Source organism: Streptomyces niveus (assembly GCF_001723055.1).
In the GTDB taxonomy this organism is placed as follows: Bacteria; Actinomycetota; Actinomycetes; order Streptomycetales; family Streptomycetaceae; genus Streptomyces; species Streptomyces niveus.
Window position 1 is genome coordinate 1 of record NZ_MDCR01000199.1, and the last position, 25522, is coordinate 25522.

Here is a 25522-nt window from a genome sequence, read left to right on the forward strand (position 1 = left end):
CATGGTGGCCGCCGCCGAGGGGTGCCTCGTACTGGCGCAGCGGTGTCCCGTAGAGGAGTTGGAACAGCTCCGGGTGCTCGATGGCCCAGCGGCGGTAGCCCTCGGCGGCGGCCACCATGCGGGGGAGGTCCGAGTCGGGTGGTGTGGTGTCGGCGGCCGTCTGGACGGCGGTGGCCAGCTCGTCGTACGCCCTGGTGATCAGCGCCGTCAGCAGGGCGTCCCGGCTCGGGAAGTAGTGGTAGAGCGCCTGCACGGTCATGCCGAGGCTCCGGGCGACCGCCCGCAGGGACAGGGCCGTCGGGCCGTGTTCGGTGACCTGGGACTCGGCCGCCTCCAGGATCTCCCGGATGGCGGCGGCCCTGCGGCGCTCACGCAGTGAGGGCAGAGGCGGCAGAGGCGGTACGTGGGTGGCTGAGGCGGCGGGCATGTGGCGACCGTACGACGGCCGGCCGCGCGGGACACCGGAGAGCGGCGAAGTGTGAGGAAAATCTAACACTGCCAAATCTTCCGTCCCCTGACTAACGTCTCCCGCGGCGACGAAGCGTGCGAGCGACACCGCACCGGTCCCCACCCAGCCCGAACCTCTCCGAAGGAGAACGTGCGCCGTGTTTGATCGCATAGCCGAACTGGCGATTCGCCGGGCCCGGCTCGTCCTCGTCGTCGCCGCCGTGGCCGTGGCCCTCATGGGCGCCGTCGGCGCCGGCGCGTTCAGCGTGCTGAAGGGCGGCGGTTACGACGACCCCGCCTCCCAGTCCAGCCGGGCCGGGAAGGTCATCGAGGAGAAGTTCGGCGGGGAGACCAACCTGATCCTGCTGGTCCGCACCGCCGAAGGCCGCGTCGACAGCCCCGCCGCCGACCGGAGCGGCCAGGCACTGGTGGCCGACCTGAAGGCGGAGAAGGACCTCGGCAACGTCCTCTCGTACTGGGACACCGACAGCCCCGACCTCCGCTCCGAGGACGGCCGCGAGGCCATCGTGCTCGCTCATGTGAAGGGCGAGAAGACGGAGCAGGAGGAGCGTGCCAAGGCCCTCATCGACACCTACGGCGGCCAGTACGAGGGCGGGCTCACCATCGAGGCCGGCGGCGGCACCGCCGTGGGCGCCGACCTGTCGGCCCAGGTGCCCAAGGACCTCCTGCTCGCGGAGGCCATCGCCGTCCCGCTGACGCTCATCCTGCTGCTCGTCGTCTTCGGCAGCGTCGTCGCGGCCCTGCTGCCGCTGGTCATCGGGACCATCGCCATCGCGGGTACGTTCGCCGAACTCGCCCTCCTCGGCGGCGTCACCGACGTCTCCAACTCCGCCACCAACCTGACCACCGCGCTGGGCCTCGGACTGGGCATCGACTACGCCCTGTTGATGATCAGCCGGTTCCGGGAGCAGCTCGCGACGGGGGCGGCCGTCGACGACGCCGTACGGCACACGGTGCGCACCGCGGGCCGTACGGTCGCGTTCTCCGCCGCCACGGTGGCCGTCGCGCTGGCAGCGCTCCTGGTCTTCCCGCAGTACTTCCTGCGCTCGTTCGGCTACGCCGGGGTCGGTGTCGTCGCCATCGCCGCGATCAGCACCCTGTTCGTGATGCCGGCGCTGTTCGTCGTCCTGGGGCACAAGGTCAACAACGGGCGCCTGCCGTGGGCGAAGAAGGCGCGCGTCGACAGCCGTACGCCCCTGTGGGGACGGATCGCCCGCACCGTCATGCGCAGGCCCGCGCTCACCGCGCTGCCCGTGCTCGCCGTGCTGCTGCTGGCGGCGAGCCCGCTGCTCGGCATCACCCTCGGCACGCCGGACGAACGCGTACTGCCCGAGGACGCCAAGAGCCGCCAGGTCTCGGAGGTGCTGCGGGAGAAGTTCAACGGCAACGACGACGCCGCCATCCACGTCGTGCTCGACAACGCCGTGGACAGGGCCTCGCTGGCCTCGTACGCCACCCGGCTGTCCGAGCTGGCGGGCGTCGTCCGCGTCGAGGCCGGCCCCGGCACCTACACCGACGGCAGGCCGGCCGCCCCCGGCCCCGGCAACGCCGCCCTCAGCCGCCCCGACGCGCAGCGGCTGAACGTGGTGAGCGACCTGGAGCCGAAGTCCGACGACGCCCAGAACCTGGTCAGGGAGGTACGCGGCGTCGCGACCCCGGCCGGTACGTCGCCCCTGGTGGGCGGTACGGACGCCGTACTGATCGACTCCAAGGATTCCATCAGCGGCCAGATCCCGCTCGCCCTGGCCCTGGTCGCCGTCACCACCTTCATCCTGCTCTTCCTCTTCACCGGCAGCGTCGTACAGCCCCTGCGCGCGCTGGTCCTCAACGTGATCAGCCTGGGCGCCACGCTCGGCGTCATGACCTGGATCTTCCAGGACGGCAACCTCGCCTCCCTGCTCGGTGTCACACCGCAGCCGATGGAGGCGTCGATGACCGTGCTGATGTTCGTCATCGCCTTCGGACTCTCCATGGACTACGAGGTGTTCGTCACCAGCCGCATCAAGGAGCTCCACGACGAGGGCGAGGACAACGAGTCCGCCGTGACCAACGGCCTCGGCCACACGGGACGTATCGTCACGGCGGCGGCCTGCCTGCTCGCGGTGAGCTTCTTCGCCTTCGGCACGGCCGAGATCAGCTTCATGCAGATGTTCGGCCTGGGCAGCGGACTGGCGATCCTCATCGACGCCGTCGCCGTACGCGGTGTGCTCGTCCCGGCGGCGATGCGCCTGCTCGGCCGCTTGGCCTGGTACGCGCCGCCGTCGCTGCGGAAGTTCCACGGGCGCTACGGCCTCAGCGAGGGTGGCCCGGCGCCGGCGCCCGTGTCCGAGCAGATCGCGGAGCCGCCGTCGTACGTGAAGAGCTAGCGCCGCGACGGAGAGGGCCAAGGGTCACCGGGTTCGCCCGGTGGCCCTTCCGTCCTCGGGCCCCGGGGGTTACGCCGCCTCCAGGTGGACGCCCGAGGCGTCCGCGATCACCTCGCCGAGCGCGACCGGCCGGGACAGGAACGGCGCGTGGGAGGAGTCGAGTTCGGTGACGGCGGTCGGGAAGACCGACACGGCGTCGATCTCCTTGATGAAGCGGTGTTGCAGCGCCAACGGGACGACGTTGTCGCGGGAACAGGTCACGTACGAGTGCGGGATACGGCCGTAGCGGCCCTCGGTGACGGTCAGCCGCTCACCGGCGATCCCCGCCGGACCGTCCGGGCTGAGCAGGGCCATCGCGGCGTCGGCCGCCCGGTCGTCGAGGTCGTTGTAGAAGGCCTCCTTGATCTCGTCCCGTCGCTCCGGATCGCCGAAGTCGATGCGCGCCGCGCCGATCAACCCGGGTTCGGCCACCAGCAGTTGGAGCGCCTTCTCGGCGACGTTCTCGGGGCTGGTGCGGTAGGAGCCCGCCGGTACCCCGTTCACCGGCGCGTACGCGGACACGTACACCAGGCCCGCCACGAGTTCCGGGGCGAGCTCGGCGAGCGCGGTGGCGACCACGCCGCCCATGCCGTGCGCGACCACGAGACACGGCCGGCCGCCGCCCTCCTTGCGCACCCGGTCGGCGAGGGCGGCCGCCGTGCCGGAGGCGGTGATCCGCGCGACCGGCGACGGCTCGGTGGCGAACGACCGTTCGTCGAAGAACGGCCGTGCCCAGCGGGCGCGCATCGCCCTGCCCCGGAGCGCGTGCCCGTCGATGTCGACCGCGACCGACCGGATCCCGCGCGCGGTCAGCTGCTCGGCCACCGGGCCCCAGCACCAACTGCCGTGCCAGAAGCCGGGTACCAGAACGACAGGCGGGGAGTCGTTCATTCGCTGCCTCAACTGTCTCTGGCCCAACTGACTCTGTCTCAACTGTCTCTGCCTCAGCCGTTCGCGCGGACGTGGACCCGGTGACCGCCTCCCCTCAGAAGTCGATGTTGATGGTCGTGGCCTCGGGGACGAACTTCTTCTCACCGTCCCGGGCCGTGAGCAGCACGGAGATCGTCCAGTCGCCCTTCCGCATGCCCTCCGCCTCCTGCCCGCTGACCGGCAGTGTGTAGGCGCACGTGGACTTCTCGTCGTCGACGCGCTCGCAGGCGGCGTTCTCGGCGTGCTCCATCTCCTCGGCCGTCGGCTTGAGGTCCGAGGAGTTGGGCCACGCCAGCACCTTGAGGCTCTTGACGCCCGAGTCGTCGGCGACGTCGGCCGCGAAGGCGAACGTGCCCCCGGTGTCCGCGGACGGCGGCAGGAAACGGGCCGAGGCGTTGTCGACGGTCGGCGCGGAGGGCGCGGTGGCGGACGCGATACCGGCGACGGCGACACCGGCGACGGCGGCGGCGCCGACGAGAGAGGTCAGGACGACACGCTTGGACATTTTGGACATGGGAGAGCCTCCTGAGGGCATCGCTGTTTCGGAACAGGTGGCGCGGGACCGGCTCTTCTCGCCGGTGGGAGCGGGTGGTCGACTCGTTCCGCGCTGTGTTTCAAAACTAGGTCCGGGAGGTACGCCGGGCCTCGGGCCAGGGGATGACTGCCACGTCTGTCCTGAGATAGAGCTGCCGGAGGCAGCCGTGGTCCGAGCGGAGGAGTGAGCCGCCGCCGGACCGCCGCGCCGCCCGCGCGGGCACGGCGGAGATGGTTCACCGTTCCCACCCGGGCGACGTGTCGGCCCTGGTCCACTACATGGTGCGGGCGGGCCGGTCGCCGGTGCCGCTTCCGTTGCCGCCGGCCGGCCGGCCGGCGGAAGGGGCGCTCTCCCTCCGCTGGGGCAGAAGGCTGTTGGCGGCGTCGGCGACCTGCAGGTTGCCGACGGGGGAGTACGGCGGCGGCGAGGACATCCGGTCCGGGCTGGCGGTCACACCTCCGCCCAGGATGCTGGACTGGGTCGTCGCATGGTCGCCGTAGGCGGGCGGCGCCGGCTCGGACGGACTCCCCCCGGATCCGGATCCGGACCCGGCCCCCAACCCGGAAGCCGAAGCCTGGGCGGGTGCGGGCGCCGCGGGCGCCTGGGTGAGGAACTCGTAATTGTGAGCGGGCCGCGCCTGCCCGTGACCACGGACCGTGTCACCGTCCTGCCCGAGGCGGAGATAATCCTGGCCGCTCGGGCCGGGCGGCTTCTCGTCTGGCATGTCTGGTCCTTCCGGTGTCCTTCGTGGCGCTCGGAGAGGGCGCTTCCATGCCACAACGGCCTTTCCCCGGCCATCGGTTCATTTCCTGACTCCGGCCGGGCCGGGAGCCCCCCCACCACCCCACATCCCGCACGCCCATTTTTCGGGCTCCACTCGTTCCTCCTGTCGACGCAGTCAGTTCACCTTCCCGTCGCGCGGGTTTCCTAGCCTGTCGCCGACCCGCAACCTGATCGCGGGGACGACAGACGCTGGGAGCACCATGACGAAGGTCCGCAACCGATGGCTCAGGCCGCGCGACGGGGACAGCCCTGCCGGGCCACCCGAAGGGGCCGGGCAAGTCCCGGGTCGGGGGGACCGGATCACGCCGACCGAACTTGACGTGTGTCTGCGCGCCTGCGCCGTGCACAGCGGGAAGATGGTCGGCAGCCTCGACCGCAAGCGCGTCGAGCTGGCCGAGAAGCTGCGCCTGGTGCTCGCCGCGCACGCCACCGGCCCCGGCGAGAGCGCCCAGGCGGCTGCCGCCGGCACCCCGCTCATCCGGCGCGCGGCCAAGAAGGTGGTCGCCGGGCCGACCGGCTCGCTCAGCGGTGAGCTGCTGGACGCGCTGCTGGCCGCCGGCAACAAGGGCCTGGAGTGCGGGTACGCCGACGAGCTGAAGCTCTCGCTGCTCATCAGCGACGCCGTGCTCACCCAGCGCAAGAACTCGCGCGCCGGCTGGCGGCTGCGCGCCCGCACGCTGGAGGCCATGGGCGACGAGCCCGCGACCATCGCCGCGTACGAGCGCTACCTCGCCCTGACCGAGGAGGACGGTTTCGGCGTCGCCCCCCGGATCGCCGGTCTGCACAGCGCCGGTGAGCAGCAGGACGAGCTGCTCACGCTGCTGGAGCGCGGCTGCCCGCAGGCGTCGGTGTACGCGGACGGCCCCGCCACCGACATCTGGGCCGAGGGTGTCGCCCTGCACGAGGCGGGCGACCGTGCCGGCGCCGAGGCGCGGCTGATCGGCGCGCTGCTCGCGATGCGGGGCGACGACAGCCCGGTGACGGACCTCCAGGTGTCCATCGGGCAGTACCTCGATCTGCGGCTCGCCCACGGCGGCCCGCTGGAGGAGACCCGCCAACTCGCCGCGCTCTACGGCGAGATGCGGCGCAACCGGCAGCGCGGCCCGGTCCCCGACCCCACCTTCGGCGACGTCCAGTGGCTCACGCTCGGCGAGTTCCGCAACCAGATCGCGGGCAAGTCCATCTGCCTGATCGCCAACTCGCAGAGCGTCGGGCGCGGTTCGATGGGGCCCGAGATCGACGCGTACGACCTGGTGGTGCGCTTCAACTCGTACAAGATCGACGCGCCCGCCACCGGCCGGCGCACCGACATCCACACCTCGATCCACAAGCACGGCTTCAACTGGGACCAGCAGGTCACCACCCGGCTGATCTTCGGCGGCCTCAGCGGCGACTGGAAGAACTCGCTGCGCAACCGCCTCGTGCCCGGCGCGCAGACGTATGTGAACGACGAGTCGCTGCGCTGGCCGCTGCGCAACATCGGCCGCGTCGGCAACGACACCTGGCCCGCCATCCCGACCACCGGCTTCAACATGCTCTGGCTGCTGGACTTCCTGGACGCCAGCCCGAAGCTCGACCTGATCGGCTTCGACTTCTACGAGAGCGGCGCCTACCGCCTCAAGGACGCGATGAAGATGCCCATCACGTCCGTGCACGAGTACACCAGCGAAAAGGCGTGGGTCATGGAACGCGCCCAGAGCGTGACCGACACGAGGATCTCCCTGCGATGACCGCCACCCCCCTCGCCCCGGCTGCCGCCACCGCGCCGCTGTCCGCCAACGCCCTGACCGGCAAACGACGTCTGGCCTTCGCGTCCTTCGTCGACGAGAACTATCTGCCCGGCTTCCTGGCGCTCCTGCGCAGCCTCGCGCTGTCCAACCCCGGTGTATGCGAGGACTTCATCGTCCTCCACGACGACCTGCGGCCCCAGTCGGTCGCCTCCATCCGGGCGTTGCACCCGCGGGTACGGTTCCACCGCGTCGACGCCGCGCGCTACGACAGCTACGAGAAGGGCGACCAGGACAACTACCTGGTCCGCAAGGCGTACTTCATCCTCGACGTCTTCCGGCTGCGCGACTACGACACGATCATCACCCTCGACACCGACATGGTGGTCCTCGGTGACCTCACCGAACTGCTCCAGCTGCGCGAAGGCCTCGCCGCCGTACCGCAGTTCTTCTACGGGCAGCACAAGCTCAACAGCGGGCTGCTCGTCATCCAGCGCGAGTATCTGAGCGACGAGTTCTGCGCGCGGATCGACGCCACCGGCCGCAGCGGCGACTACGAGCTGGACAAGCACGACCAGGGCATCCTCAACTCCGTGCTCGACGGCGACTTCGTGCAGCTCGACTCGCGCTACAACTTCGTCAAGCGGCGGCTGTCCGGCGACAAGCCGGTCCCCGACGAGACCGCGATCCTGCACTTCACCGGCCGCCACAAGCCCTGGCAGGGCGGCGAGTCCGGCTACACGCAGGCCGAGGACCGCTGGCGTGAGTTCGAGCTGACGGACGCGGAGTTCTACGCCGCGTACATGGCCGTGTCCGGCACCATGCACCGCGACCTCGTCGTCAAGTACGGCACCGAGCACGTCGCGCGCACCGGTGACGTCGAGGCCGCCCGCAAGGTCGCGCACGCGCACATCAACTCGGGCGGGTTCCAGGAAGCCGCCGACATCCTCAGCAGCGTGCACATCCCGGTGGACGACACCTGGCCGCACGAGGTGCTGGGACACGCCCTGATGAGCGTCTCGCGCTACGACGAGGCCGAGGTCCAGCTGCACCTCGCGGCGGGCTCGCCCGTCCGCGCCGCGACGTCCTTCGGGCGGCTCGCGCAGATCGCCTGGATCCACGGCGACGACGCCGCGGCCCACGCGTACGCCATGCAGGGCCTGGCCGTCGACCCCACGCACCGGCCCAACCGGCTGATGCGGCTGCGCACCCAGGGCCATGAACTGCCGGCCCCGCGCGAAGGCGCCCCCGAGGACCAACTCGCCCATGTGGCCTTCTACATGCCGCAGCAGGGCAACGCGGGCGACAAGCTGCTGCCCGAGTCCGTACGGCTCGCGGTCGGCACCAGCACCGGCCCGAACGGCGGCGCCGACATCGAGACCGGCCCGGCCCGCTGGCACTCGATCCACGCCCACCGGCTGTTCGACAAGGCCGCGCTCCGGCGTGTCAACGAGCGGCGCGGCCTGGTCATCGGCGGCGGCGGCCTCTTCATCCCGGACACCGCCCCGAACGGCAACAGCGCCTGGCAGTGGAACGTCCCCGACGAGCACCTGAACGGCATCGACGTGCCGATCATCGTGTACGCGGTCGGCTTCAACGCCTTCGACGGCCAGTCCTACCGCGCCGGGCGCTTCAACTCCTCCCTGCGCCAACTCGTCGAGCGCAGCGCCTTCTTCGCGCTCCGCAACCACGGCTCGATCCAGAAGGTCCGCGCCCTGCTGCCGGAGTCGCTGCACGACAAGGTGCGCTTCCAGCCCTGCCCGACCACGGTCACCCGCCAGCTGGTCGACGGCTGGACCGACCCGGCCCCCGGGCAGCGCGAGAACACCGTCATGATCAACGCCGCGTACGACCGGGCGGGGCTGCGCTTCGGCCACGACTACGACCACTTCCTCGCCGAGATGGCGAAGGCCGTACGGACGCTGAGCAGGCACACCGAGGTCCAGTGCGTGGCGCACTCGCTGGACGACGAGAAGATCGCGTTCGACCTGCGGCGAGAGCACGACGTGTCGCTGCCGGTCATCCCGATGTACGACTTCGACAACGACGCAATCAGGGACACCTACGCCCGTACGAAGCTGGTCATCGGGATGCGCGGCCACGCGGGCATGATCCCGTTCGGCTGCGGCACCCCGATCATCTCGCTGATCTCGCACCCGAAGATGGCGTACTTCCTGGCCGACATCGACCGCCCCGAGTGGGGTGTCTCGGTCCACGACAAGAACCTCGGGGAGCTACTCACGGAGCGGGCGCTGGGGCTGCTGGACGACCACGCCGCCTCGGTGGCCGATGTGCACGGCAGGCAGCAGGAGCTGTGGAAGGTGACCCAGGCGAACGCGGCGGACCTGCGCGCGATCCTGGGCGGCTGACCGGTTCACCGTCCCCCTCCGTACGGGCCTGTACCGGGCCGTACGGAGGGGGGATTGACGTTTCGTCAGTAGTGCACCGGCGAGGGGAACGTGGCCGTCGGGCTGAACAGCGCCGCGTACGCCTCCTCGTGATGCCTGCGGTGCCGGCCCGCCCGGTTCGCCTCGGCGCTCTGGGTGGACGAGGGGGTCAGCATCCCGTTGTCCGCCAGGGCCTGTACGCGCAGCAGCAACGCCCGGATGTCCAGGCCCAGTTCACCGGCCACCGTCTGGAGGTCGAGGCCGGACTGCCAGCTCCACAGCAGCACCGAGTCCATGCTGGACGACCAGACCACCGGATTGCTCTCGGCCTCGGACGTGTGGAGCACCGGGGACGCGGAGTCCTGGTGGTGGGCCATCTCCTGGAGCGGCGTGGCCTCGGCGCGCGGATGCGGCAGCTGCACGTCCGTGTGCCCGAACGGCGGCATCTGCTGATACATCGCGGCCTGCTGCTGCTCGGCGTACGGCTCCTCCGCCGACTGGACGGGCGGCGGCACCTGCTGCGCGGCGGGCGCGGCGGGTGCGGCGGCCGGTGGCGCCGCCGGAGCGGCCCCGGCGGCCGTCTGCGCCTGTGGAATCGGCTGGGTGTGCGCCTGCGGATAGCGGTCGAGCAGCTCCTCGGCGACGCTGCGCGCGTCGCTCTTGCCCACCGTGCGCCGCGCGATCCGCACCTCGCGCTCGGGCAGACCCATCAGATCCGCGACGGCCCCGTCGTTGCCGACGGTGACCGCGAACGCGGCGAGCGTACGGCTCCGCTCCGCCTGCGCCTCGTCCAGTACGGCCTGGGCCTGCCGCACCTGCTCGTCGCTGGCGCAGAAGGCCTCGGCGAGGACGCTGTTCCGATCCCAGAGTTCACGTGGTTCCACGTGGCTATCAACGCCGGCGGCCCGGTCCGGAATGCGGCGCTTTGCCAATTACCTCCCAATGGAGCAAACGTTCACTGTCCCCTAATGGGGTGATGGAAGAGATAGCGGGCTCCTGCAACCAGCCACGCCGAGGGTCCGCCGTGATCAGGCTCGCATCCGAAGCACCGCCCGGCGCAGCCGTCGCGCCCGGCGCACCACCCGCTGCGCCGCCGCGTTCTGCGGGATACGCACGAGCTGCGGGCCGACCGCGCCCGGCAGCCCGAGCGTGGTCAGCCGGCGCCGCTTGAAGTAGCGCAGGGTGTGCGGGTCCTGCCGTCCGGCCAGGAAGGTCTCCACCGCGGGCCGCAGCCCCGGGTGCATCTGAGGTTGCATCACAAACCCGACAGCGGCGACCAGTTCGGCGGGTCGCTCCTCGGTGCGGTACGTACCGTCGTCGTCCAGCGGTGGGACGAGCGCGTCCACCAGCGTGACGGGCACCCGGTTGCTGTTCTGGTACGGCGAGAGCCGGTCGAGCAGCAGGTCCGTGCCGACGCGCGCCACCGGGATGCCGAAGAACGCCGACGCCGTGAACAGGGCGGTCGAGAAACAGCCCACGACCAGGGCCGGCTTCAGCCGCCGGTACAGCACCTCGGCGAGCACCGGGCTGTCCAGCACGGTCAGTTGGGCGCCGAGCTTCGTCGCCTCCTCCTCCAGCCGCCGCGACCAGCCGGCCGGGGCGGTGGGGTGCGGCTTGAACACCACGTGCGTATGGCCGAGCGCGACCACGCCCCGCACCATCCGCAGGTGCAGCTCCTCCTCCTCGCGCTCGGTGATCAGACCGAGCGCGGCGAGGTACTGCCCGAGCAGCAGCGCGGGCGCCACGTCGGGCGTCTCGAAGTCCCGCGCGGTGTCGGTCAGTTGGTCGAGGACCCGCAGGAAGCTCGCCGTCGGGACGGTCTCGGACGGGACACCGAACTCGGTGAGCAGCAGCGGCACCAGGCCCGGTACGAGATCGAGATGCAGCAGCCTGCGGATCCGCGCGCCGACCTGGAGGTCGAGCCGGTTGCGGGTGGGGCCGTAGCTCATCAGCCCGTCCGCGTACACCTCGACAGGGGCGGCCGTGAAGATCTCCGCGAGCGTGAGCGCCGGGCTGACCTGGATCGATTCCAGGACCAGTTCGACCGTGTCGTCGCCCAGGCCCCAGGCGAGCCGCAGATGGCGCTCCCAGATCGGCAGGTCGTCCTCGCGCGGCACCCAGCCGCCGGGGTGGAACGGCGCGATGGTCTCGTTCCACGACAGCACGTCGTCGAAGCGGTGTCGCAGGGCCGCGAACCCGGGCATCTCGTGGACGGCCGGGGTCAGTTCGGGCGTACCGGCGTTGTTGCTCACGACCAGGACCGTCCGGTCGACGGCCGGGAACAGGCCCGCGTCGAGCGCGGCGGCCAGCGTGGCGGCGCCGTACAGGGTGGAGGCGTAGAAGACCCGTGTCGTACGGGCGCCGGAAAGGGTGCTCATCAGGCCGCCGCCTTCCCGGTCGCGCCCCTGCGCAGTCGGCGCAACTGGGTCGAACGGTCCAGGTCCATCGAGTTCAGCGCTTCTCTCAGTACGTCCTGCGGCAGGCGTTTCATCGCGGCGGCGCTCATCGTGCGCAATTTCCGGGCCACGGCCGGTTCGAATCGTTCCTTCGCGCCCAGGTGGTGCGAAATGATGGCCAGATATGTCCGTACGGCCTTCAGGAGAAACCGTTCGCCTTCGGGGTCCGCCGCCGTTTCCTCGATGACCTGGTCGAACGCGCGGATGAAGTCCAGCTGGCGTACGTCGCCGATCTGGGTGAGCGAGGAGGCGACGCCGCGCCGGTAGAAGATCCCGAGCAGCTCCACGGCGGCGAAGGACTCCGCCTCCCGGTGCAGCCGCCAGATCCACGGCCGGTCCTCGGCCGTCCGCAGCCCGTCCGTGAAGTGCAGCAGCCCCCGGTCGGCGAGCCGCCGGTGGTAGATGCCGGCCCAGGCGTACGCGTAGTCCACGGACGTCGTCTTGTCGGCGGGCAGGATCGTCTCGCGGGGCTTCAGGACCTGACCGCGGGGACCGACCGGGACACGGTGCACCGTGCGGGCCTTGCCGGTGAACTGGACATGGTCGGTGCGTACGAAGTCGCAGCCCAGCTCCTCGATGGTGGCCAGCAGCCGCTCGTAGTAGCCCGGCACCACCCAGTCGTCGCCGTCCAGGTAGGTGACGTACTCACCGCTGGAGGCGTCGAGACCGGTGTTGCGCGCGGTGGCCAGGCCGCCGTTCTTCTCGTGTCTCAGCAGGACCGCGCCGGGCAGCTCGCGCTCCGCGCGCCGCAGGAGCTCAGGGGTCCCGTCGGTCGAGCAGTCGTCGACGAGCAGGAACTCGAAATCCTCCCGCGTGTTCGCCAAGAGGCTTCGAAGGGTTTCTGGGACGTATGTCTGCACGTTGTAGAACGGCACGACGACAGAGAGCTTGACCACCCCGGTGACGGTAGGCGGCGGCCCGGCATTCGTTCCGACATCCGCGAAGATGCGAGGTGAACGAAGGATGGCGGAATGGTTAACCAGGGCCGTTCCCGGGCCGTTCCCGGGCCATTTCGCTCGCTGTCGACCCGCTGTTAACCCTTTATTGCTGTTGTGTTGGGCCGCCAATCGGAATGCCTTTCTAACGTCCAACACGTGCCATCACGTACCAGCAAAGCGGTCCGGGTCGCCGTGCTCGCCGACTCCGACACACGGTGGAAGTGGGGCGCGCTGACCGCGCGCCGCATCGCACCCGACGACCGCGACATCGAGCTCAGCGGGTTTCTGCTGCGCGGACGAGCGACCCCCACCGCCCGTCAGCTGGAGGAGGTGGGAGCGGAGGCCGACGCGCTGCGCGAGATGACCGGGACGGAGTTCCTGGACGTCCTGCGCGCGGAGTCGTACGACGTCGTCGTCCTCGCCCTCGTCGGCGGCGCCGTCCAGGCGATGCTGCACGGCATATCCGCGCTGGACCTGCCCGACCGGCCGGCGCTCGTCACCGGCTACGTCGGTGTCGTCTACGAGAAGCTCTCCGACGGGCTCCTGCTGCGCCACGGCGCGGACATCGTCCTCGCCAACTCCCGCCACGACGCCCAGCGTTTCCGCGCCGTGTACGAGGGAGTGGGCGCCTCGTCCGACTCGGTGACCGAGGCCGCGCTGCCCTTCCTCGGCGGCGCGCGCTACACCCCCGAAGAAGGCCGGGACACCGTCGTCTTCGCGGCCCAGCCGTCCGTCCCGCTGACCCGCGCCGACCGCATGTACCTGCTGCGACGGCTGGTCGAGCACGCGAGACTGCACCCGCGCCGCGAGGTCCTGCTCAAGCTGCGCAGCCGCGTGGGGGAGCAGACCACGCACGTCGAGGAGTACCCGTACCAGCGCCTCGCCGAGAAGCTGCCCGGCGGTCTGCCGCCCAACTTCCGCCTGGTGTACGGGAACATGGGCGAGGTCCTGGACGGCACCGACCTGCTGGTCACCGTCTCCTCGACCGCGGCGCTGGAGTCCCTGCACCGCCGGATCCCCACCGCGATCCTCACCGACCTCGGGATCCGCGAACCGCTCGGCAACCACCACTTCATCGGCTCCGGCTGCCTCGCCTCCTGGGACCAGCTCGACGGCGGACAGCGGCCCAAGGCCGACCCCGTCTGGGCGGACCGGCAGGGCGTCGCCGCCGACGGCGGTTACGCCTCCGCCTTCGACGCGGCCCGCGAGCGCGTCGCCAAACTGCTGGCCGACGGCGAACTGCCGCCCATCACCCCGTACTACACGGCGACCACGGCGCCCGGCTATCTGCCGGGCCTCCTCGCCCGCTACCACCTCGCGCCCGACGGCCACCCGCTGACGGCGTCCAGCCGCACCGCGCAGGGCGGCACGACCGGCGTCCGCCGCGTCGTACGCGACACGGTCCGCGCGGCGGCCCGCGGCGCCTACCGGCACGGGGTCCAGCGCGTGGCCCCGGTGATCCGCCGGATGGGCGACCTGTGACGGGGGCCCGGCCGGGCGCGAGCGCGGCGAGCGGCGGCGGCCCCGCGAAGGGCGCGCCCGTGCCGTACGGCGCGACCCCCGTACCCAACCCCGCCCCGCGCGTACGCCGCCGGCCTCTCCCGGCCGATGTGCTCGCCGGTTACGGCTGGTCCGGCTGGTCCGACGAGCGCCCCACGAATGAGCCGGTCGCGCCGAACCAGCACGACGCAGTGAACCAAGGAGACCCGTCCATGACCGTCCTCGCCGTGATCCCCGCCCGCGGCGGATCCAAGGGCGTCCCCGCCAAGAACCTCGCCCAGGTCGGCGGCATCCCGCTGGTCGTACGGGCCGTACGCGCCTGCCGCGCCGCCCGGAAGGTGACCGACGTCGTCGTCTCCACCGACGACGCCGCCATCGCCGACGCCGCCCGCGCCGCCGGGGCCGAGGTCGTCCTGCGCCCCGCCGCCATCGCGGGCGACACCGCGACCAGCGAGGCCGCCGTCCTGCACGCCATGGACGCGTACGGCGCGATGCGCGGCGCCGCCCACCGCACCGAGGTGGTCCTGCTCGTGCAGTGCACCAGCCCCTTCATCACCCCCGGCGACCTCGACGGCGTCGCGTCCGCCGTCACCGAGGGCGGCGCCGACAGCGCGCTGACCGTCGCCCCCACCCACGGCTTCATCTGGCGCTCCGAGAGCGACGGCTTCGGCGTCAACCACGACAAGTCGAACCGGCCCCGCAGGCAGGACCGCCCCCAGGAGTTCCTGGAGACCGGCGCCGCCTACGCGATGCGCGCCGAGGGCTTCCGCGAGGCCGGCCACCGCTTCTTCGGCCGTACCGAGCTGGTCAGCACCGACCCCGAGCGGGTGCTGGAGATCGACGACCCGCACGACCTGGAGCGCGCCCGCGCACTCGCGCCGCTCCTGGACACCCCCGCGCTCCCCGGCCGCGCCGACATCGACGCGGTCGTCCTGGACTTCGACGGCACCCAGACAGACGACCGGGTGCTCGTCGACTCGGAGGGCCGCGAGACCGTCGCCGTACACCGCGGTGACGGCCTCGGCATCGCCGCCCTCCGCCGCGCCGGCCTGGAACTGCTCATCCTCTCCACCGAGCAGAACCCGGTCGTCGCCGCACGCGCCAACAAGCTGCGCGTGCCGGTGCTCCACGGCATCGACCGCAAGGACCTCGCACTGAAGCAGTGGTGCGACGAGCACGGAGTCACACCCGACCGGGTGCTGTACGTCGGCAACGACGTCAACGACCTTCCGTGCTTCGCGCTCGCCGGCTGGCCGGTGGCCGTCGCGAGCGCACACGACGCCGTACGCGCGGCGGCGCGTGCCGTCACCACGACCCCCGGCGGCGCCGGCGCGATCCGCGAGATCGCCACCTGGCTCCTCGGACCCGGTCTGGACGTCAACACCCCCAAGACCCCCCATGGCACCACCGCCGACATCTCGACCAGTTAAGGAACCCTCACAATGAGCACCAACTCCCGCCTGCGCACCCTCGGCACCCGTACCGCGGGTCCCGGCCGCCCCGTCTACGTGACCGGCGAGATCGGCATCAACCACAACGGCGACATCGGCAACGCGCTCGCGCTGATCGACGCCGCCGCCGAGGCCGGCTGCGACGCCGTCAAGTTCCAGAAGCGGACCCCGGAGATCTGCACCCCGCGCGACCAGTGGGACATCGAGCGGGACACCCCCTGGGGCCGGATGACGTACATCGACTACCGCCACCGCGTGGAGTTCGGCGAGGACGAGTACGGCACCATCGACGCGCACTGCAAGAAGCGCGGCATCGACTGGTTCGCCTCCCCGTGGGACACCGAGGCCGTCGCGTTCCTGGAGAAGTTCGACGTGCCCGCCCACAAGGTGGCCTCCGCTTCCCTCACCGACGACGAGCTGCTGCGCTCGCTGCGCGCCACCGGCCGTACGATCATCCTCTCCACGGGCATGTCGACGCCGAAGCAGATCCGCCACGCGGTCGAGGTGCTGGGCAGCGAGAACATCCTTCTCTGCCACGCCACTTCGACCTACCCGGCCAAGGCCGAGGAGCTGAACCTGCGGGTCATCAACACCCTCCAGGCCGAGTTCCCGAACGTGCCGATCGGCTACAGCGGCCACGAGACCGGTCTCCAGACCACCCTCGCCGCCGTCGCGCTCGGCGCCGCGTTCGTCGAGCGCCACATCACGCTCGACCGCGCCATGTGGGGCTCCGACCAGGCCGCCTCCGTCGAGCCGCAGGGCCTGACCCGCCTCGTCCGTGACATCCGCACCATCGAGGCCTCCCTCGGTGACGGCGTCAAGAAGGTGTACGAGTCGGAGCTCGGCCCGATGAAGAAGCTCCGCCGCGTCGCCGGTGTCGTCGCCGAGGCCGCGGACGGCGCACAGCCCGTGGCGGTCTGACAGCCATGAGCCGTCCCTCCGGGGTGCGCACCCCGTCCCCTCGCGCCATCGCATTCGTGGAGAGCCCGGTCCAACTCCTGAACGTGCTGGAGTGGGCGCGGGCGAGCGCCACCGGTGCGGAACTCACGGTGGTCGTCCTGTCGCCCACCGATCCCATGTCACGCGGCCAGCTCCGGCGGATGGCCGAGCTGGCCCGTGACGCGGGCTTCACCGTGCGCTGGCAGGAGGCCCGGGGCGGCGCGAGCGCGCCGCTGCGGACGATACGGGAGCTGGCTCCCCTGCTGCGCAAGGCGGAGCGGATCGTCATCGGGGACCCGTTCTCCCGCTACGTACAGCTGCTGCTGACCCTCGTCAGCAGCAAGGAGCTGACCGTCGTGGACGACGGGACGGCGACGATGGAGTTCATCGCGCAACTCGTGCACGGTGAACCGCTGGTGCGCTGGCACCGGCGGGGCGGCAGGCGCGGACCGCGCGAACTGGCACTCGCGCCGGTCTCCGCCGTCGCCCGGCGCCGGCTCACGCCGTCGCGCACCCGCAGCGTCGAGGTCTTCACCTCGATGCCGGTGGAGGCGCCGGAGGGCATCACGGTCACGGCCAACACCTTCGAGTGGACCAAGGCGACCTTCGGGCCGCCGCGGATCGCCAAGGGCGCCGACATGGTCGGCACCTCGCTCGTCGAGACGGGCGTGGTCGACCTGGAGCAGTACGTGACGGCGGTCGCCTCGCTCGCCCGCACCCACGGCGCGACGCGGTACTTCGCGCACCGCAGGGAGAGCGTGGAGAAACTCCACCGGCTCGCCACGGAGACGGGCCTGGAGATCGTCCGCCCCGACCTCCCGCTGGAACTGATCGCCCGCCGCGGCCCGATCGGCTCGACCGTCCTGAGCTTCCCCTCGACGGTCGTCCACACCCTGCCACTCGCACTCGCCGGCACGGGCGTACGGGTGGCGGTCTGGGACATCGCCCCGGAATGGCTCAAGTCGACCGCTTCCCCCCGCGCCCAGGGCTTCCTGTCGGGCGTCACGGGCACGGCGAAGGACGTCCACCGGCTGCCAAGCGTGGCGGCGTCGGCGTAGAACCTGCCACACCGCTGCGGCCCGCACCCCTGAGGGGTCCGGGCCGCAGGTCTTACGCGGCGGGGACCAGGGAGGGCCCGGGCTTCAGCCCGCCGTTGTCCTCGCAGTCCAGTTCCTTGGCCAGGGCGAGGGCGAAGGAGTGGGCGAGGGTGGCGTAAGCGTTCTTCAGGGGGCGCTCGTCGCCTTCGGGCTTGGTGCGCACGGTGGCTTCGGCCGAGGCGCTGATGTAGTCGGGGGAGGAGTTGGGCTGGTCCTTGTGTCCGCAGGCGAAGGTGACGTAAGCCATGTCGTGAGTGGCGCCGGCGTCCTCGCCCATGGGGAGAGTGGTGAATCTCTGGGAGGAGGGCCCCTTCGGGGCGATGCTCATCAACTCCCACTGCGTCAACTCCCGCCCCACACGGACGATCTACGCGATCCCGGAACTTGCAACCGCCCTGGCCGGAGGCCGGGCAGTCGGGCATGAGGCTCCTTGTAGCATGTGGTGTCCGTGGGGCGCCGGCAGGACTGCAGACCGACGCTCCCCTCCAGCTGGAGGTAGCCGATCCTGACCTGAAGGCCGAGCACCGGCAGGCCTTGTTGTCCACGCTCGCGCGCACCCTGGTGGACGAATTGGCCTGCACCAACGACCCCGCAGTGCCCGCCCAGCTTGTCCGTTGACCCACCTCAGTGCGACGGGCCCCTGGACGAGCTACGCGCTCACAGGCAGTTCTCATCTGGCGCGTCGCACAGGGCTTCCTGCCATGGGGAACAACGGCCTTTCGTGAACCGGCGGGTGGAATGAGATGGGTGGAGTTCGGTGGCACCGCGGCCCTGGGCGCCGGAGTGGCGACAGCCGCGTTCTTCCTGCCTGCTGCGCCGGTCATCGGCGCCGGCGCACTCCTGGTACCCATTGCACCGACACGGCGACCGGAGCCGTTGAGCAGGTCATGGGAGATGTGCTGGGGGCATGGGCGAGAAGGTGATCGACGAGAACAAAGAGGAGATGGACGACCTCACCGACACCGAAAAGTACGCCGTGTACACCGCTGGAGAGGTCTACACGGAGACACCGGTCGAAGATTTCGTGTCGCGGCACAAAGAAGAGATCGACAAGTTGGACGCGAGGACGGAGGGCTCGTTGGTCGAGGACCAGCATTTATCCAGGCTCGTCGGTTACCAAGACGGGAACCTTCGTGCGCGGGTCCAAGGCGCCAGCCCGAGGCCTGATCTGTGCGTATGGTGCTGTCGGGGGCAACGGATGGTGGTGAGCGGTCGGATGGGGATGAACCGAACTCGGGACAAGGGAAGTGAGTGCGCGAGGGTGCGGCGATTGCTGACTGCTGTGGGGGTGGTCTTGGCCTTGGGGGCTGGGGGTGTGGCGTGCGGCTCCGGCGAGGAGGAGCACCCGCAGTTCGTCGGGGCCGATGAGGTGTGCGGCGGTCTGTTCGCCGGTCCACCGGCCGAGATGCTCGAAAAGGTGACAGGGAAGACGGTCTTCGCCTGGGCGAACGGAAATGGCATGGAGAAGGTCGTGGCGGCCCTCAAGGAGGGTTATGCGTCCGGACGTTCGTGGGCTGGCGGAGCACTCCTGTGTGAACCCGATCCGAAGGGAGGGGGCCTGGGTGATGAAGCGGGCATCTCGTTCTCCATGTACGCCCCGCAGGACGTGAAGGACGAGCGTCTTCCGGCTGGTGGCGAGCTGTACACCATGGGTTTGCAGTCTTCGGTGAGGCGGGGGGGTGCATCGCTCTACTTCGAATGCGTGAGCCCCCAGTTGGATGGTTCGGACAAGACGCCGTTGCGGATCCAGAGCGGTTTCGGGCGGGGGAAGAGCGATGCACCCGACACGCGTGAGTACCGCAACATGAACATGCAGATTCTGCACGCCATGACGCTCAAGGTGGTGAAGGAGCTCGACTGCGAGAACAACGCCGGTCTGCCGAAGATCCCCGTACTCACGCCGAAATAGCTTCCTGGGCGTAAGACAACGGCCGCTCCCAGGGCGGCTTCAAGTTCCCGGTAGGAGCGGGCTGTCGGTGATGCCCCAGATCCAGATGGCGTGCTCGGGTGCGTCCCGGATCGCTCGGGTGGTCTTGGCGATGTTGTCCGCCCCCAACAGCCGCAGCCTGCCGATGGCCAGATTCCGCAAGGCGGACATCGCTCGCGGCGCGCTGCCGATGTGGACGGTGGAGGCGTCTTCGGCGAACACCACATCTCTGACGTGGTGGCTGGAATTCTCGATACCCCAATGCCCGCACGTATCCGTCTAGGTCAGCAGCGCTGGCGTGGTGGGTATCGAGGCTGGTGACGGCGTAGACCGTCTCCCGGGTGTGCCGCTTGCCGCTCTCCTGGCGGCGCCGGTGGATGCGCAAGGCCGGCCGGGCTTCCGGGAAGGCGATCCCGCCGAGGTTCGCCGCAATGGCCATGGTCTTGACCGAGCGGGACTCCCGCCGCCCGTGCCCGGTCCCGGAGACGGTGTGCGCCACGGGCACGTGCTCCCATGGCAGGGCCTTGATCTGGGCCGACGCGGTCGGCTGGTTTCCCTTGATCACCGCGATGTAGTGGGCTTTCTTCTCCCGCACCAGCCAGCGCACCTGGTCCTTGACGCTGTGCAGGGCGTCGAAGGTGACCACGGCGCCGGCCAGATCGAGTGGTTCCAGCAGCGGGCGGAAGGCAGCCGTCTCGTTGGTCTTGGCTCCCATTTCCCGCTGGGCCAGGGTGACGGTGGGGGCGTGGGTGACGGCGGACAGCAGGTGCCGGTGGCGCTGGGTTCGGTGCGCGGAGCCGGTCAGCGCCTTGCCGTCCACCGCGATCGCCGGCCGCGATGGCGAGCCGGCGCCGCCGACACCGGTGTGGTGTTCGGCCAGGTAGGCGCCGATCGCGGCGTCCAGGGCATCACCGTCGAGGGTGGTGGGCGCAGGCGACCGGTGTCGCACTGGTGGAGGGGCCCCAGTTGCGCCAGAACGGCGGGGACCGGGGAGGATGGAGCGGCAGGCACGGGACCTCGATGTGATCAGCTGGCGTAGACACCCTGATGATCACCGGTCTCGTGCCTGTGCTGTTACTGCGTCAACTCCCGCCCCACACGGACGAGCTACGCGATCCCGGAACTTGCAACCGCCCTGATGCGCAGCTCGTTGGCAGAATCATCGGGGTAGATTCGGCAGATGTCTCCGAGTTCGAAGTTGCGGTACGTGGCTTTGTCGGTCAGTTCCTCGGCCGCGTCGGCGACGGTGGAATACTTCCCGGAGGCTGCGAACCGGGTGTCACACGTGATCACTTTGAGTGCTTCCGCACCACCCTTGTTCACTGCCCCGCCACCGCACAACTTGCCGGGCGTCATCGAGACATCGGGCGCCTTGCCGCTGCCGTCGTCTCCACTACAGCCCCCGACAGCGAGTGCCAGGGAGCAGGCCAGGGGCGCGCAGAGGCGCGCGTACGTCGTCCTGCGGGTGGTCACCATCTGTGTCCTGCTGTGTTGTTGCCGAAAGCGGGCGGGTCTCAGGACTTCGGGGCGTGGCCCTGCTGTTTCGCACGGGCGTTGCCCTCGCCGTAGCCGACCGACTGGGATTGGACGAGGTCCTCGCGGAGGCCGTCCCTGCCGTGCTGGGCCAGGAACCCTTCCATCGGGGCTTCGGCCAAGATTTCACCTGATGAATAGATCTTCGTCTTCTCTTCGCCGACCAGGTCCTCGACTTTTTCCTTGTGCTGGTCGATCGAGTTTTCGGAAACTCCGCCAACGATCTGGCCGACGGTCCCCTCGACCAGCGCGGGACCGACCTCCGACGCGAGCGGGATGAGGACAGCCGCCGCGCCGATGACCGGGGCCGCGGGCAGGAAGGCGACGGCCGCGCCCACCCCAACGCCCGTCGCGATGCCGATCAGACCTGCGCGCTTTTCGACCGCTTTCTCGTACTCCTCGTGGGTCTTGAGGTTGGTGGCTTCGACCTGGTCCGCGCGTGACTGGTCGAGCATGCCCTGCACCTCGGAGCCGACACGGACCGCCTCCCGGGCCCCGTCCCGGTTGATACCGTCCGGGCCGACCTGTGCCTCCAGCACACTGCGGGTGTAGACCTGCTCGGCGGTCGAGACCGTGGCGTACGCGTCGGGGTGCTGGCCGAGCGCACTGAGGAAGCCCCGGACGGTGCTGCGGCCGTTGCCCTCGTCGGTGTCCGCGAAACTGATGCGCCCGTCCTCGCTGCCGGCGAAGACACTGTCCGGGCTGTTCTTCTCCAGCGCCCAGTTGATGTCGTTGACGTAACCCGCGCCCATGTTCCCGAGGCTGTCGGACAGGGCCTTCTGGTGGTCGAGCAGGTCCACGTCCGATCCGTACTTCTCCATGACCTGCCGCATGATCGCCGCGTTGTCCGCGTCCCGGACGACATCGCCGTCCGGGTGTCCCGCCGGGTAGCCGAGGGTCGCGGCCTCCAGCGCCCTGCCCAGGGCGTCGGGCATGTGGTTCTTCGGGGTGCCAGCTGGGTTGTGCTCGTTGGTGTCGGGGTAGCCCTCCCACTTCTCTGTGCCGAAGAAGTCGAGGTAGTTGTCGATAGGGGTGTCGTCGGCCTTTCCGAGGTCGGCCGTCGCGCCCTTGTTGACCGTGCCGTCCTCGTTGTACGCGGTCGGGGGGTCGGTGAAGAACTGCTTCGCCGCGTCCGGGCTGTTGCCGAGGGCCTCCAGCATGGCGGTCATCGGGTCGTAGCCCGCGCCGTTGACGCCGGAGGGGTTGAACGGGTTCGTCAACGTGCCCATCCCAAAGGCACTGAACTGGTACGGGTTCTTCTGATGGAGCTGTGCCACGTGTTCGGCCATCGGGTTGAGGAACTTCGGGTCGTAGTTCCCGCTCCGCATGATGCCGCCGAGGAGTTGGTACCCGTAGGCCCCGTTGGGGTCGCCCTTGTACAACGGGACACGTTCCGTGCCCAGTTGGCGCAGCTCCGGACCCCACTCTGCGGTGAACTTGGGGTCGTGGGAGGCGGTGGCCAGGTTCAGTCCAAGGTTTCGCTGGAGTTCCTGTACATCCTTGAGCCGTTCGCTGTCGACCTTGCCGTAGGTGGACGTGTCGGTGCCGAGCTGGCCGAAGAACGCGAGGGACTTCTCCGGGCCGAGCTTCTCGTAGAAGTTCTTCGAGAACTCGCGGGACTTGCTGTTGTCGGCCAGCAGTTCGTTGAGAGCCTGGAGTTCGGTGTGGGTGAGGTCGCGGCCCTTGCCGGCCAGGGCGGCGGCTCGTGCGGCCTCCTCCTGGTCCAGCGTGGTGTACGTCGGCCGGCTGAAGTCCTTGCGGTCCGTGACGTTGGCCTCAAGGGCGTTCTTGAACGCCACGTCGGTGTCGTCGCAGTTGTCGACGATGCGGTCGATCTTCGCCTGCCAGGCGGCGACGTTCCGCTTCTCCCGCAGAAGGATCTCCTGGTAGCCCGGGTCATGTGCGCGCTGGTACGGCGTGAGTTCCTGGATCGAGTTCCGGTGGGTGACCTTGCCCTTGGCGTCCACGTGGATGCCGGCCGCCGGCCCTTCGTGATCGCGGATGTTCAGCAGGTCGTCCCTGGCCTTCTTGATGGCGGCGTAGCCGTCCTCAAGGATCTGCATCACGCCCCTGGCCTCGGCCGCCGCGTCCTTGAACTCCTGGGCCGTCTTGGCGATGAACTCTTTCGTGACGCCCGCGTTGACGCCCTGCCACGAGGCCTTGTCCGCTGCGGTCTTCATATCCTGTGCGTCCTGCGCCAGCTGGAACAGACTGCCCGGCGTCTTTGCACTGCGTGCCATCTCCGACCAGCGGTCGGCGGCAGCCCTCAGCTTCGCCACCGGGGCGTTGATGATGTCCTCGTACGTCAGCATGCCGAACCTCCCCCGTCGTTCCCCGCGTGTGGTGCGCTACTTCATGTAGTCCGTCAGTGCCGAGATCGGGGCGATGTCACCCTCGATCTTCACGTCGTCCTTGGCGTGCTGCGCCTTGGTGAAGTCCAGATGGTTCGAGATCTGCGCGCAGGCGTCCAGCAGCGTCTTGAGATGGGTCTGCCACCGGTCGTTCACCTTGAGCAGCGCGGAACCACTCGTGAACTGCCCGTTGGTCAGCGCGATCGCCGCCTCGTGGGTGGCGGGACGCGCGTGGTCGCCGTCCCTGGAGAGCTGGTTCCGCAGGTCGTACGCGTGGTTTCCGATACGGCCGAGGTCGTCCCGGTTGACGACGAGATTTCCGCCGCCTCCCTCGGCCGGAAGGCTGTTGAGCCGCATCGAGTGACGCTGGGCCGCCGCGTCACGGAGCTGGGCCCATTCCTCGTCGAACGACATGAAATCCCCCGTTCCTGTATCGGCCGACCCGCCGAACCGGGCCGGTCGCGCGCCCACACACTGTATCGACCCCGTCACCGACAAGTGCATGAGCCTGGGCGGCAGTTGGCGTCGGCGTCCGGTCGGCGGGTGTGAGGGGGGACGCGGTTCCGCCGGAGCCGGAGTGGGGGAGCCCGCCCCGCCCGTCCCCGAGGGCGTACACCCCCTGCGCGGGCGGTGTCCGGATCCTGGACAGGGTCGGCACTCTCCGTCACCGTCCCGCGACGGGCGGGCGAGTGTACCCGCCACGGCAATACGTCACTCGCCTCCCGGCCCACTTTCTTACGCCTTTCGGGCCTAGGTTTTGTTGATCGTCGGGCAGTTGCCCCCTCGGGGGGCCTACCCTTCAACAGGTGAACCAGTTGATGTCCCGCGAGTCCGAAGTCGACCTCTCCGGTGAGCCCAGCCGCTCCGCGCTGCCCGGTACGTTGCCCGAAGCGCTGCGTACCGAGCTGATCGCCTTCCGCAGAGACATGCACATGCACCCGGAGCTCGGCAACCAGGAGTTTCGTACCACCGCCGCCCTCAAGCACCGCCTGGAGGCGGCCGGGCTTGTGCCGCGGGTGCTCAACACCGGGACCGGGCTCGTCTGTGACATCGGCAGCCGCGAGGACGGCGGCCGGCCCATGCTGGCCCTGCGCGCGGACATCGACGCCCTGCCCATCCCGGACACCAAGGCCGGCGTGGCCTACCGCTCCACCGTGCCCGACCGGGCGCACGCCTGCGGGCACGACGTGCACACCACCGCCGTCCTCGGCGCCGGGCTGGTTCTCGCCGAGCTCGACCGGGAGGGGCGGCTGCCGCAGCCGGTGCGGCTGATCTTCCAGCCCGCCGAGGAAGTGCTGCCCGGCGGCGCGCTCGACGCCATCGAGTCCGGTGTCCTGGAGGGCGTCGGGCGGATCATCGCGGTGCACTGCGACCCGCGCGTGGACGTCGGCACCATCGGGCTGCGCACCGGCCCGATCACCTCCGCCTGCGACCGGCTGGAAGTCTCTCTCGACGGCCCCGGCGGCCACACCGCCCGCCCGCATCTGACCACCGACCTGGTCACCGCCGCCGCGAAGGTCGCCACCGAGGTGCCCGCGCTGCTGGCCCGCCGGGTCGACGCCCGGTCCGGGCTCGCGCTGACCTGGGGCCGTATCGCCGCCGGGCACGCCTGCAACGTCATCCCGCAGCACGCCGAACTGTCCGGCACCGTCCGCTGCCTGGACCTGAAGTCCTGGCGCGAGGCGCCGGACCTGGTGCACGCCGCGATCGACGAGATCTCCGCGCTCTACCACGCCAAGTCGCAGATCAACTACGTACGCGGGGTGCCGCCGGTCGTCAACGACCTGATGATGGCCGAGCTGCTGCGCGACGCCCAGACCGCCCGCCGCGGCTCCCAGTCGATCGAGGACACCGAGCAGAGCCTCGGCGGCGAGGACTTCTCCTGGTATCTGGAGCAGGTCCCCGGCGCGATGGCCCGGCTCGGCGTACGGACTCCGGGGGACACCTCCCGGCACGATCTGCACCGGGGCGATTTCGACGCCGACGAGCGGGCGATCCAGGTCGGCGTGGAGCTTTTCACCGCCGCCGCGCTGATCGACGGCGACCGTTCGTAACCGGCCGTGTGTCTTCCCGTAATCGGACGTGACACGTCCTG

The 25522-nt window shown here is 70.1% G+C and carries 21 protein-coding genes; 9 read left to right on the top strand and 12 right to left on the bottom strand.

The window, feature by feature from the left end:
- Positions 1-427: TetR/AcrR family transcriptional regulator (locus BHU15_RS22995; RefSeq protein ID WP_141726864.1), on the bottom strand; the 427-nt coding region annotated here is incomplete at its 3' end.
- 178 nt (positions 428-605) lie between these two features.
- Here BHU15_RS22995 and BHU15_RS23000 point away from each other — a divergent pair.
- Positions 606-2834 carry an MMPL family transporter gene (locus tag BHU15_RS23000; RefSeq protein WP_069628937.1) on the top strand — a complete coding sequence of 743 codons (2229 nt, stop codon included), beginning with the start codon at positions 606-608 and terminating at the stop codon, positions 2832-2834.
- A 69-nt stretch (positions 2835-2903) separates the two neighbouring features.
- Here the strand turns inward: BHU15_RS23000 and BHU15_RS23005 are convergent, their stop codons facing one another.
- The 3 genes from BHU15_RS23005 to BHU15_RS40895 all read right to left on the bottom strand — a co-directional run bounded on the left by BHU15_RS23005 (position 2904) and on the right by BHU15_RS40895 (position 4792).
- Entirely contained in the window at positions 2904-3764 is an 861-nt protein-coding gene (locus tag BHU15_RS23005; RefSeq protein WP_069628938.1) for an alpha/beta fold hydrolase, read from the bottom strand.
- A gap of 94 nt (positions 3765-3858) precedes the next feature.
- Positions 3859-4317: a DUF5707 domain-containing protein gene (locus BHU15_RS23010; protein ID WP_247748703.1), complete on the bottom strand. Its 459-nt coding sequence runs from the start codon at positions 4315-4317 to the stop codon at positions 3859-3861.
- Positions 4318-4612: 295 nt separating this feature from the next.
- A complete protein-coding gene (locus BHU15_RS40895; protein ID WP_218028075.1) occupies positions 4613-4792 on the bottom strand; it encodes a hypothetical protein in 180 nt (59 codons plus the stop codon).
- A gap of 649 nt (positions 4793-5441) precedes the next feature.
- Between BHU15_RS40895 and BHU15_RS23020 the strand changes: the two genes are divergently transcribed.
- Both BHU15_RS23020 and BHU15_RS23025 read left to right on the top strand, forming a co-directional pair.
- A complete protein-coding gene (locus tag BHU15_RS23020) occupies positions 5442-6851 on the top strand; it encodes a glycosyltransferase family 29 protein (protein ID WP_023539143.1) in 1410 nt (469 codons plus the stop codon).
- Positions 6848-9217, top strand: a complete 2370-nt coding sequence (locus tag BHU15_RS23025) for a glycosyltransferase (RefSeq protein WP_069628941.1) — start codon at positions 6848-6850, stop codon at positions 9215-9217. The genes BHU15_RS23020 and BHU15_RS23025 overlap by 4 nt, the downstream gene beginning before the upstream one ends.
- A 65-nt stretch (positions 9218-9282) precedes the next feature.
- On the opposite strand, the gene BHU15_RS23030 is transcribed toward BHU15_RS23025, so the two are convergent.
- The 3 genes from BHU15_RS23030 to BHU15_RS23040 all read right to left on the bottom strand — a co-directional run bounded on the left by BHU15_RS23030 (position 9283) and on the right by BHU15_RS23040 (position 12587).
- A complete protein-coding gene (locus tag BHU15_RS23030; protein WP_069628956.1) occupies positions 9283-10029 on the bottom strand; it encodes a hypothetical protein in 747 nt (248 codons plus the stop codon).
- Positions 10030-10263: 234 nt separating this feature from the next.
- Complete coding sequence (locus tag BHU15_RS23035; RefSeq protein WP_069628942.1) at positions 10264-11613, bottom strand: polysialyltransferase family glycosyltransferase; 1350 nt, start codon at positions 11611-11613, stop codon at positions 10264-10266.
- The gene (locus BHU15_RS23040) at positions 11613-12587 is read right to left on the bottom strand and encodes a glycosyltransferase family 2 protein (RefSeq protein ID WP_069628943.1); all 975 of its coding nucleotides are present in this window, start codon (positions 12585-12587) and stop codon (positions 11613-11615) included. Before BHU15_RS23040 ends, BHU15_RS23035 begins: the two co-directional genes overlap by 1 nt.
- Before the next feature lie 198 nt (positions 12588-12785).
- Between BHU15_RS23040 and BHU15_RS23045 the strand changes: the two genes are divergently transcribed.
- From BHU15_RS23045 to BHU15_RS23060, 4 genes are all read left to right on the top strand, one after another.
- Entirely contained in the window at positions 12786-14111 is a 1326-nt protein-coding gene (locus tag BHU15_RS23045; protein ID WP_069628944.1) for a DUF6716 putative glycosyltransferase, read from the top strand.
- Positions 14112-14341: 230 nt separating this feature from the next.
- A complete protein-coding gene (locus tag BHU15_RS23050; RefSeq protein ID WP_069628957.1) occupies positions 14342-15559 on the top strand; it encodes an acylneuraminate cytidylyltransferase in 1218 nt (405 codons plus the stop codon).
- A 12-nt stretch (positions 15560-15571) separates the two neighbouring features.
- Entirely contained in the window at positions 15572-16501 is a 930-nt protein-coding gene (locus BHU15_RS23055; RefSeq protein WP_023539136.1) for an N-acetylneuraminate synthase family protein, read from the top strand.
- 5 nt (positions 16502-16506) lie between these two features.
- Complete coding sequence (locus BHU15_RS23060) at positions 16507-17577, top strand: hypothetical protein (RefSeq protein WP_069628945.1); 1071 nt, start codon at positions 16507-16509, stop codon at positions 17575-17577.
- A gap of 52 nt (positions 17578-17629) precedes the next feature.
- On the opposite strand, the gene BHU15_RS23065 is transcribed toward BHU15_RS23060, so the two are convergent.
- Complete coding sequence (locus BHU15_RS23065; RefSeq protein ID WP_069628946.1) at positions 17630-17944, bottom strand: hypothetical protein; 315 nt, start codon at positions 17942-17944, stop codon at positions 17630-17632.
- Between the two features lie 579 nt (positions 17945-18523).
- Here BHU15_RS23065 and BHU15_RS23075 point away from each other — a divergent pair.
- Entirely contained in the window at positions 18524-19525 is a 1002-nt protein-coding gene (locus tag BHU15_RS23075) for a hypothetical protein (RefSeq protein ID WP_255293188.1), read from the top strand.
- On the opposite strand, the gene BHU15_RS38495 is transcribed toward BHU15_RS23075, so the two are convergent.
- From BHU15_RS38495 to BHU15_RS23095, 4 genes are all read right to left on the bottom strand, one after another.
- Positions 19512-20492 carry an ISAs1 family transposase gene (locus BHU15_RS38495; protein WP_171908426.1) on the bottom strand — a complete coding sequence of 327 codons (981 nt, stop codon included), beginning with the start codon at positions 20490-20492 and terminating at the stop codon, positions 19512-19514. The genes BHU15_RS23075 and BHU15_RS38495 overlap by 14 nt on opposite strands.
- 158 nt (positions 20493-20650) lie before the next feature.
- Positions 20651-21019 carry a hypothetical protein gene (locus tag BHU15_RS39785; RefSeq protein ID WP_141726865.1) on the bottom strand — a complete coding sequence of 123 codons (369 nt, stop codon included), beginning with the start codon at positions 21017-21019 and terminating at the stop codon, positions 20651-20653.
- A 38-nt stretch (positions 21020-21057) separates the two neighbouring features.
- A complete protein-coding gene (locus BHU15_RS23090) occupies positions 21058-23388 on the bottom strand; it encodes a hypothetical protein (protein ID WP_069628949.1) in 2331 nt (776 codons plus the stop codon).
- Positions 23389-23424: 36 nt separating this feature from the next.
- Positions 23425-23841, bottom strand: coding sequence for a hypothetical protein (locus tag BHU15_RS23095; RefSeq protein WP_069628950.1), 417 nt, complete (start codon positions 23839-23841; stop codon positions 23425-23427).
- A 404-nt stretch (positions 23842-24245) separates the two neighbouring features.
- Between BHU15_RS23095 and BHU15_RS23100 the strand changes: the two genes are divergently transcribed.
- Positions 24246-25481: an amidohydrolase gene (locus BHU15_RS23100; RefSeq protein ID WP_069628951.1), complete on the top strand. Its 1236-nt coding sequence runs from the start codon at positions 24246-24248 to the stop codon at positions 25479-25481.
- Positions 25482-25522: the final 41 nt, after the last annotated feature.

Coding starts and splice junctions, on each gene's coding strand:
- BHU15_RS23060 (WP_069628945.1), top strand. CDS start 16,507: ATGAGCCGTCCCTCCGGGGTGCGCACCCCGTCCCCTCGCGCCATCGCA.
- BHU15_RS23100 (WP_069628951.1), top strand. CDS start 24,246: ATGTCCCGCGAGTCCGAAGTCGACCTCTCCGGTGAGCCCAGCCGCTCC.
- BHU15_RS23075 (WP_255293188.1), top strand. CDS start 18,524: ATGGGCGAGAAGGTGATCGACGAGAACAAAGAGGAGATGGACGACCTC.
- BHU15_RS23010 (WP_247748703.1), bottom strand. CDS start 4,317: ATGTCCAAAATGTCCAAGCGTGTCGTCCTGACCTCTCTCGTCGGCGCC.
- BHU15_RS23095 (WP_069628950.1), bottom strand. CDS start 23,841: ATGTCGTTCGACGAGGAATGGGCCCAGCTCCGTGACGCGGCGGCCCAG.
- BHU15_RS23025 (WP_069628941.1), top strand. CDS start 6,848: ATGACCGCCACCCCCCTCGCCCCGGCTGCCGCCACCGCGCCGCTGTCC.
- BHU15_RS23035 (WP_069628942.1), bottom strand. CDS start 11,613: ATGAGCACCCTTTCCGGCGCCCGTACGACACGGGTCTTCTACGCCTCC.
- BHU15_RS23050 (WP_069628957.1), top strand. CDS start 14,342: ATGACCGTCCTCGCCGTGATCCCCGCCCGCGGCGGATCCAAGGGCGTC.
- BHU15_RS39785 (WP_141726865.1), bottom strand. CDS start 21,019: ATGGTGACCACCCGCAGGACGACGTACGCGCGCCTCTGCGCGCCCCTG.
- BHU15_RS23005 (WP_069628938.1), bottom strand. CDS start 3,764: ATGAACGACTCCCCGCCTGTCGTTCTGGTACCCGGCTTCTGGCACGGC.
- BHU15_RS23090 (WP_069628949.1), bottom strand. CDS start 23,388: ATGCTGACGTACGAGGACATCATCAACGCCCCGGTGGCGAAGCTGAGG.
- BHU15_RS23055 (WP_023539136.1), top strand. CDS start 15,572: ATGAGCACCAACTCCCGCCTGCGCACCCTCGGCACCCGTACCGCGGGT.
- BHU15_RS23065 (WP_069628946.1), bottom strand. CDS start 17,944: ATGAGCATCGCCCCGAAGGGGCCCTCCTCCCAGAGATTCACCACTCTC.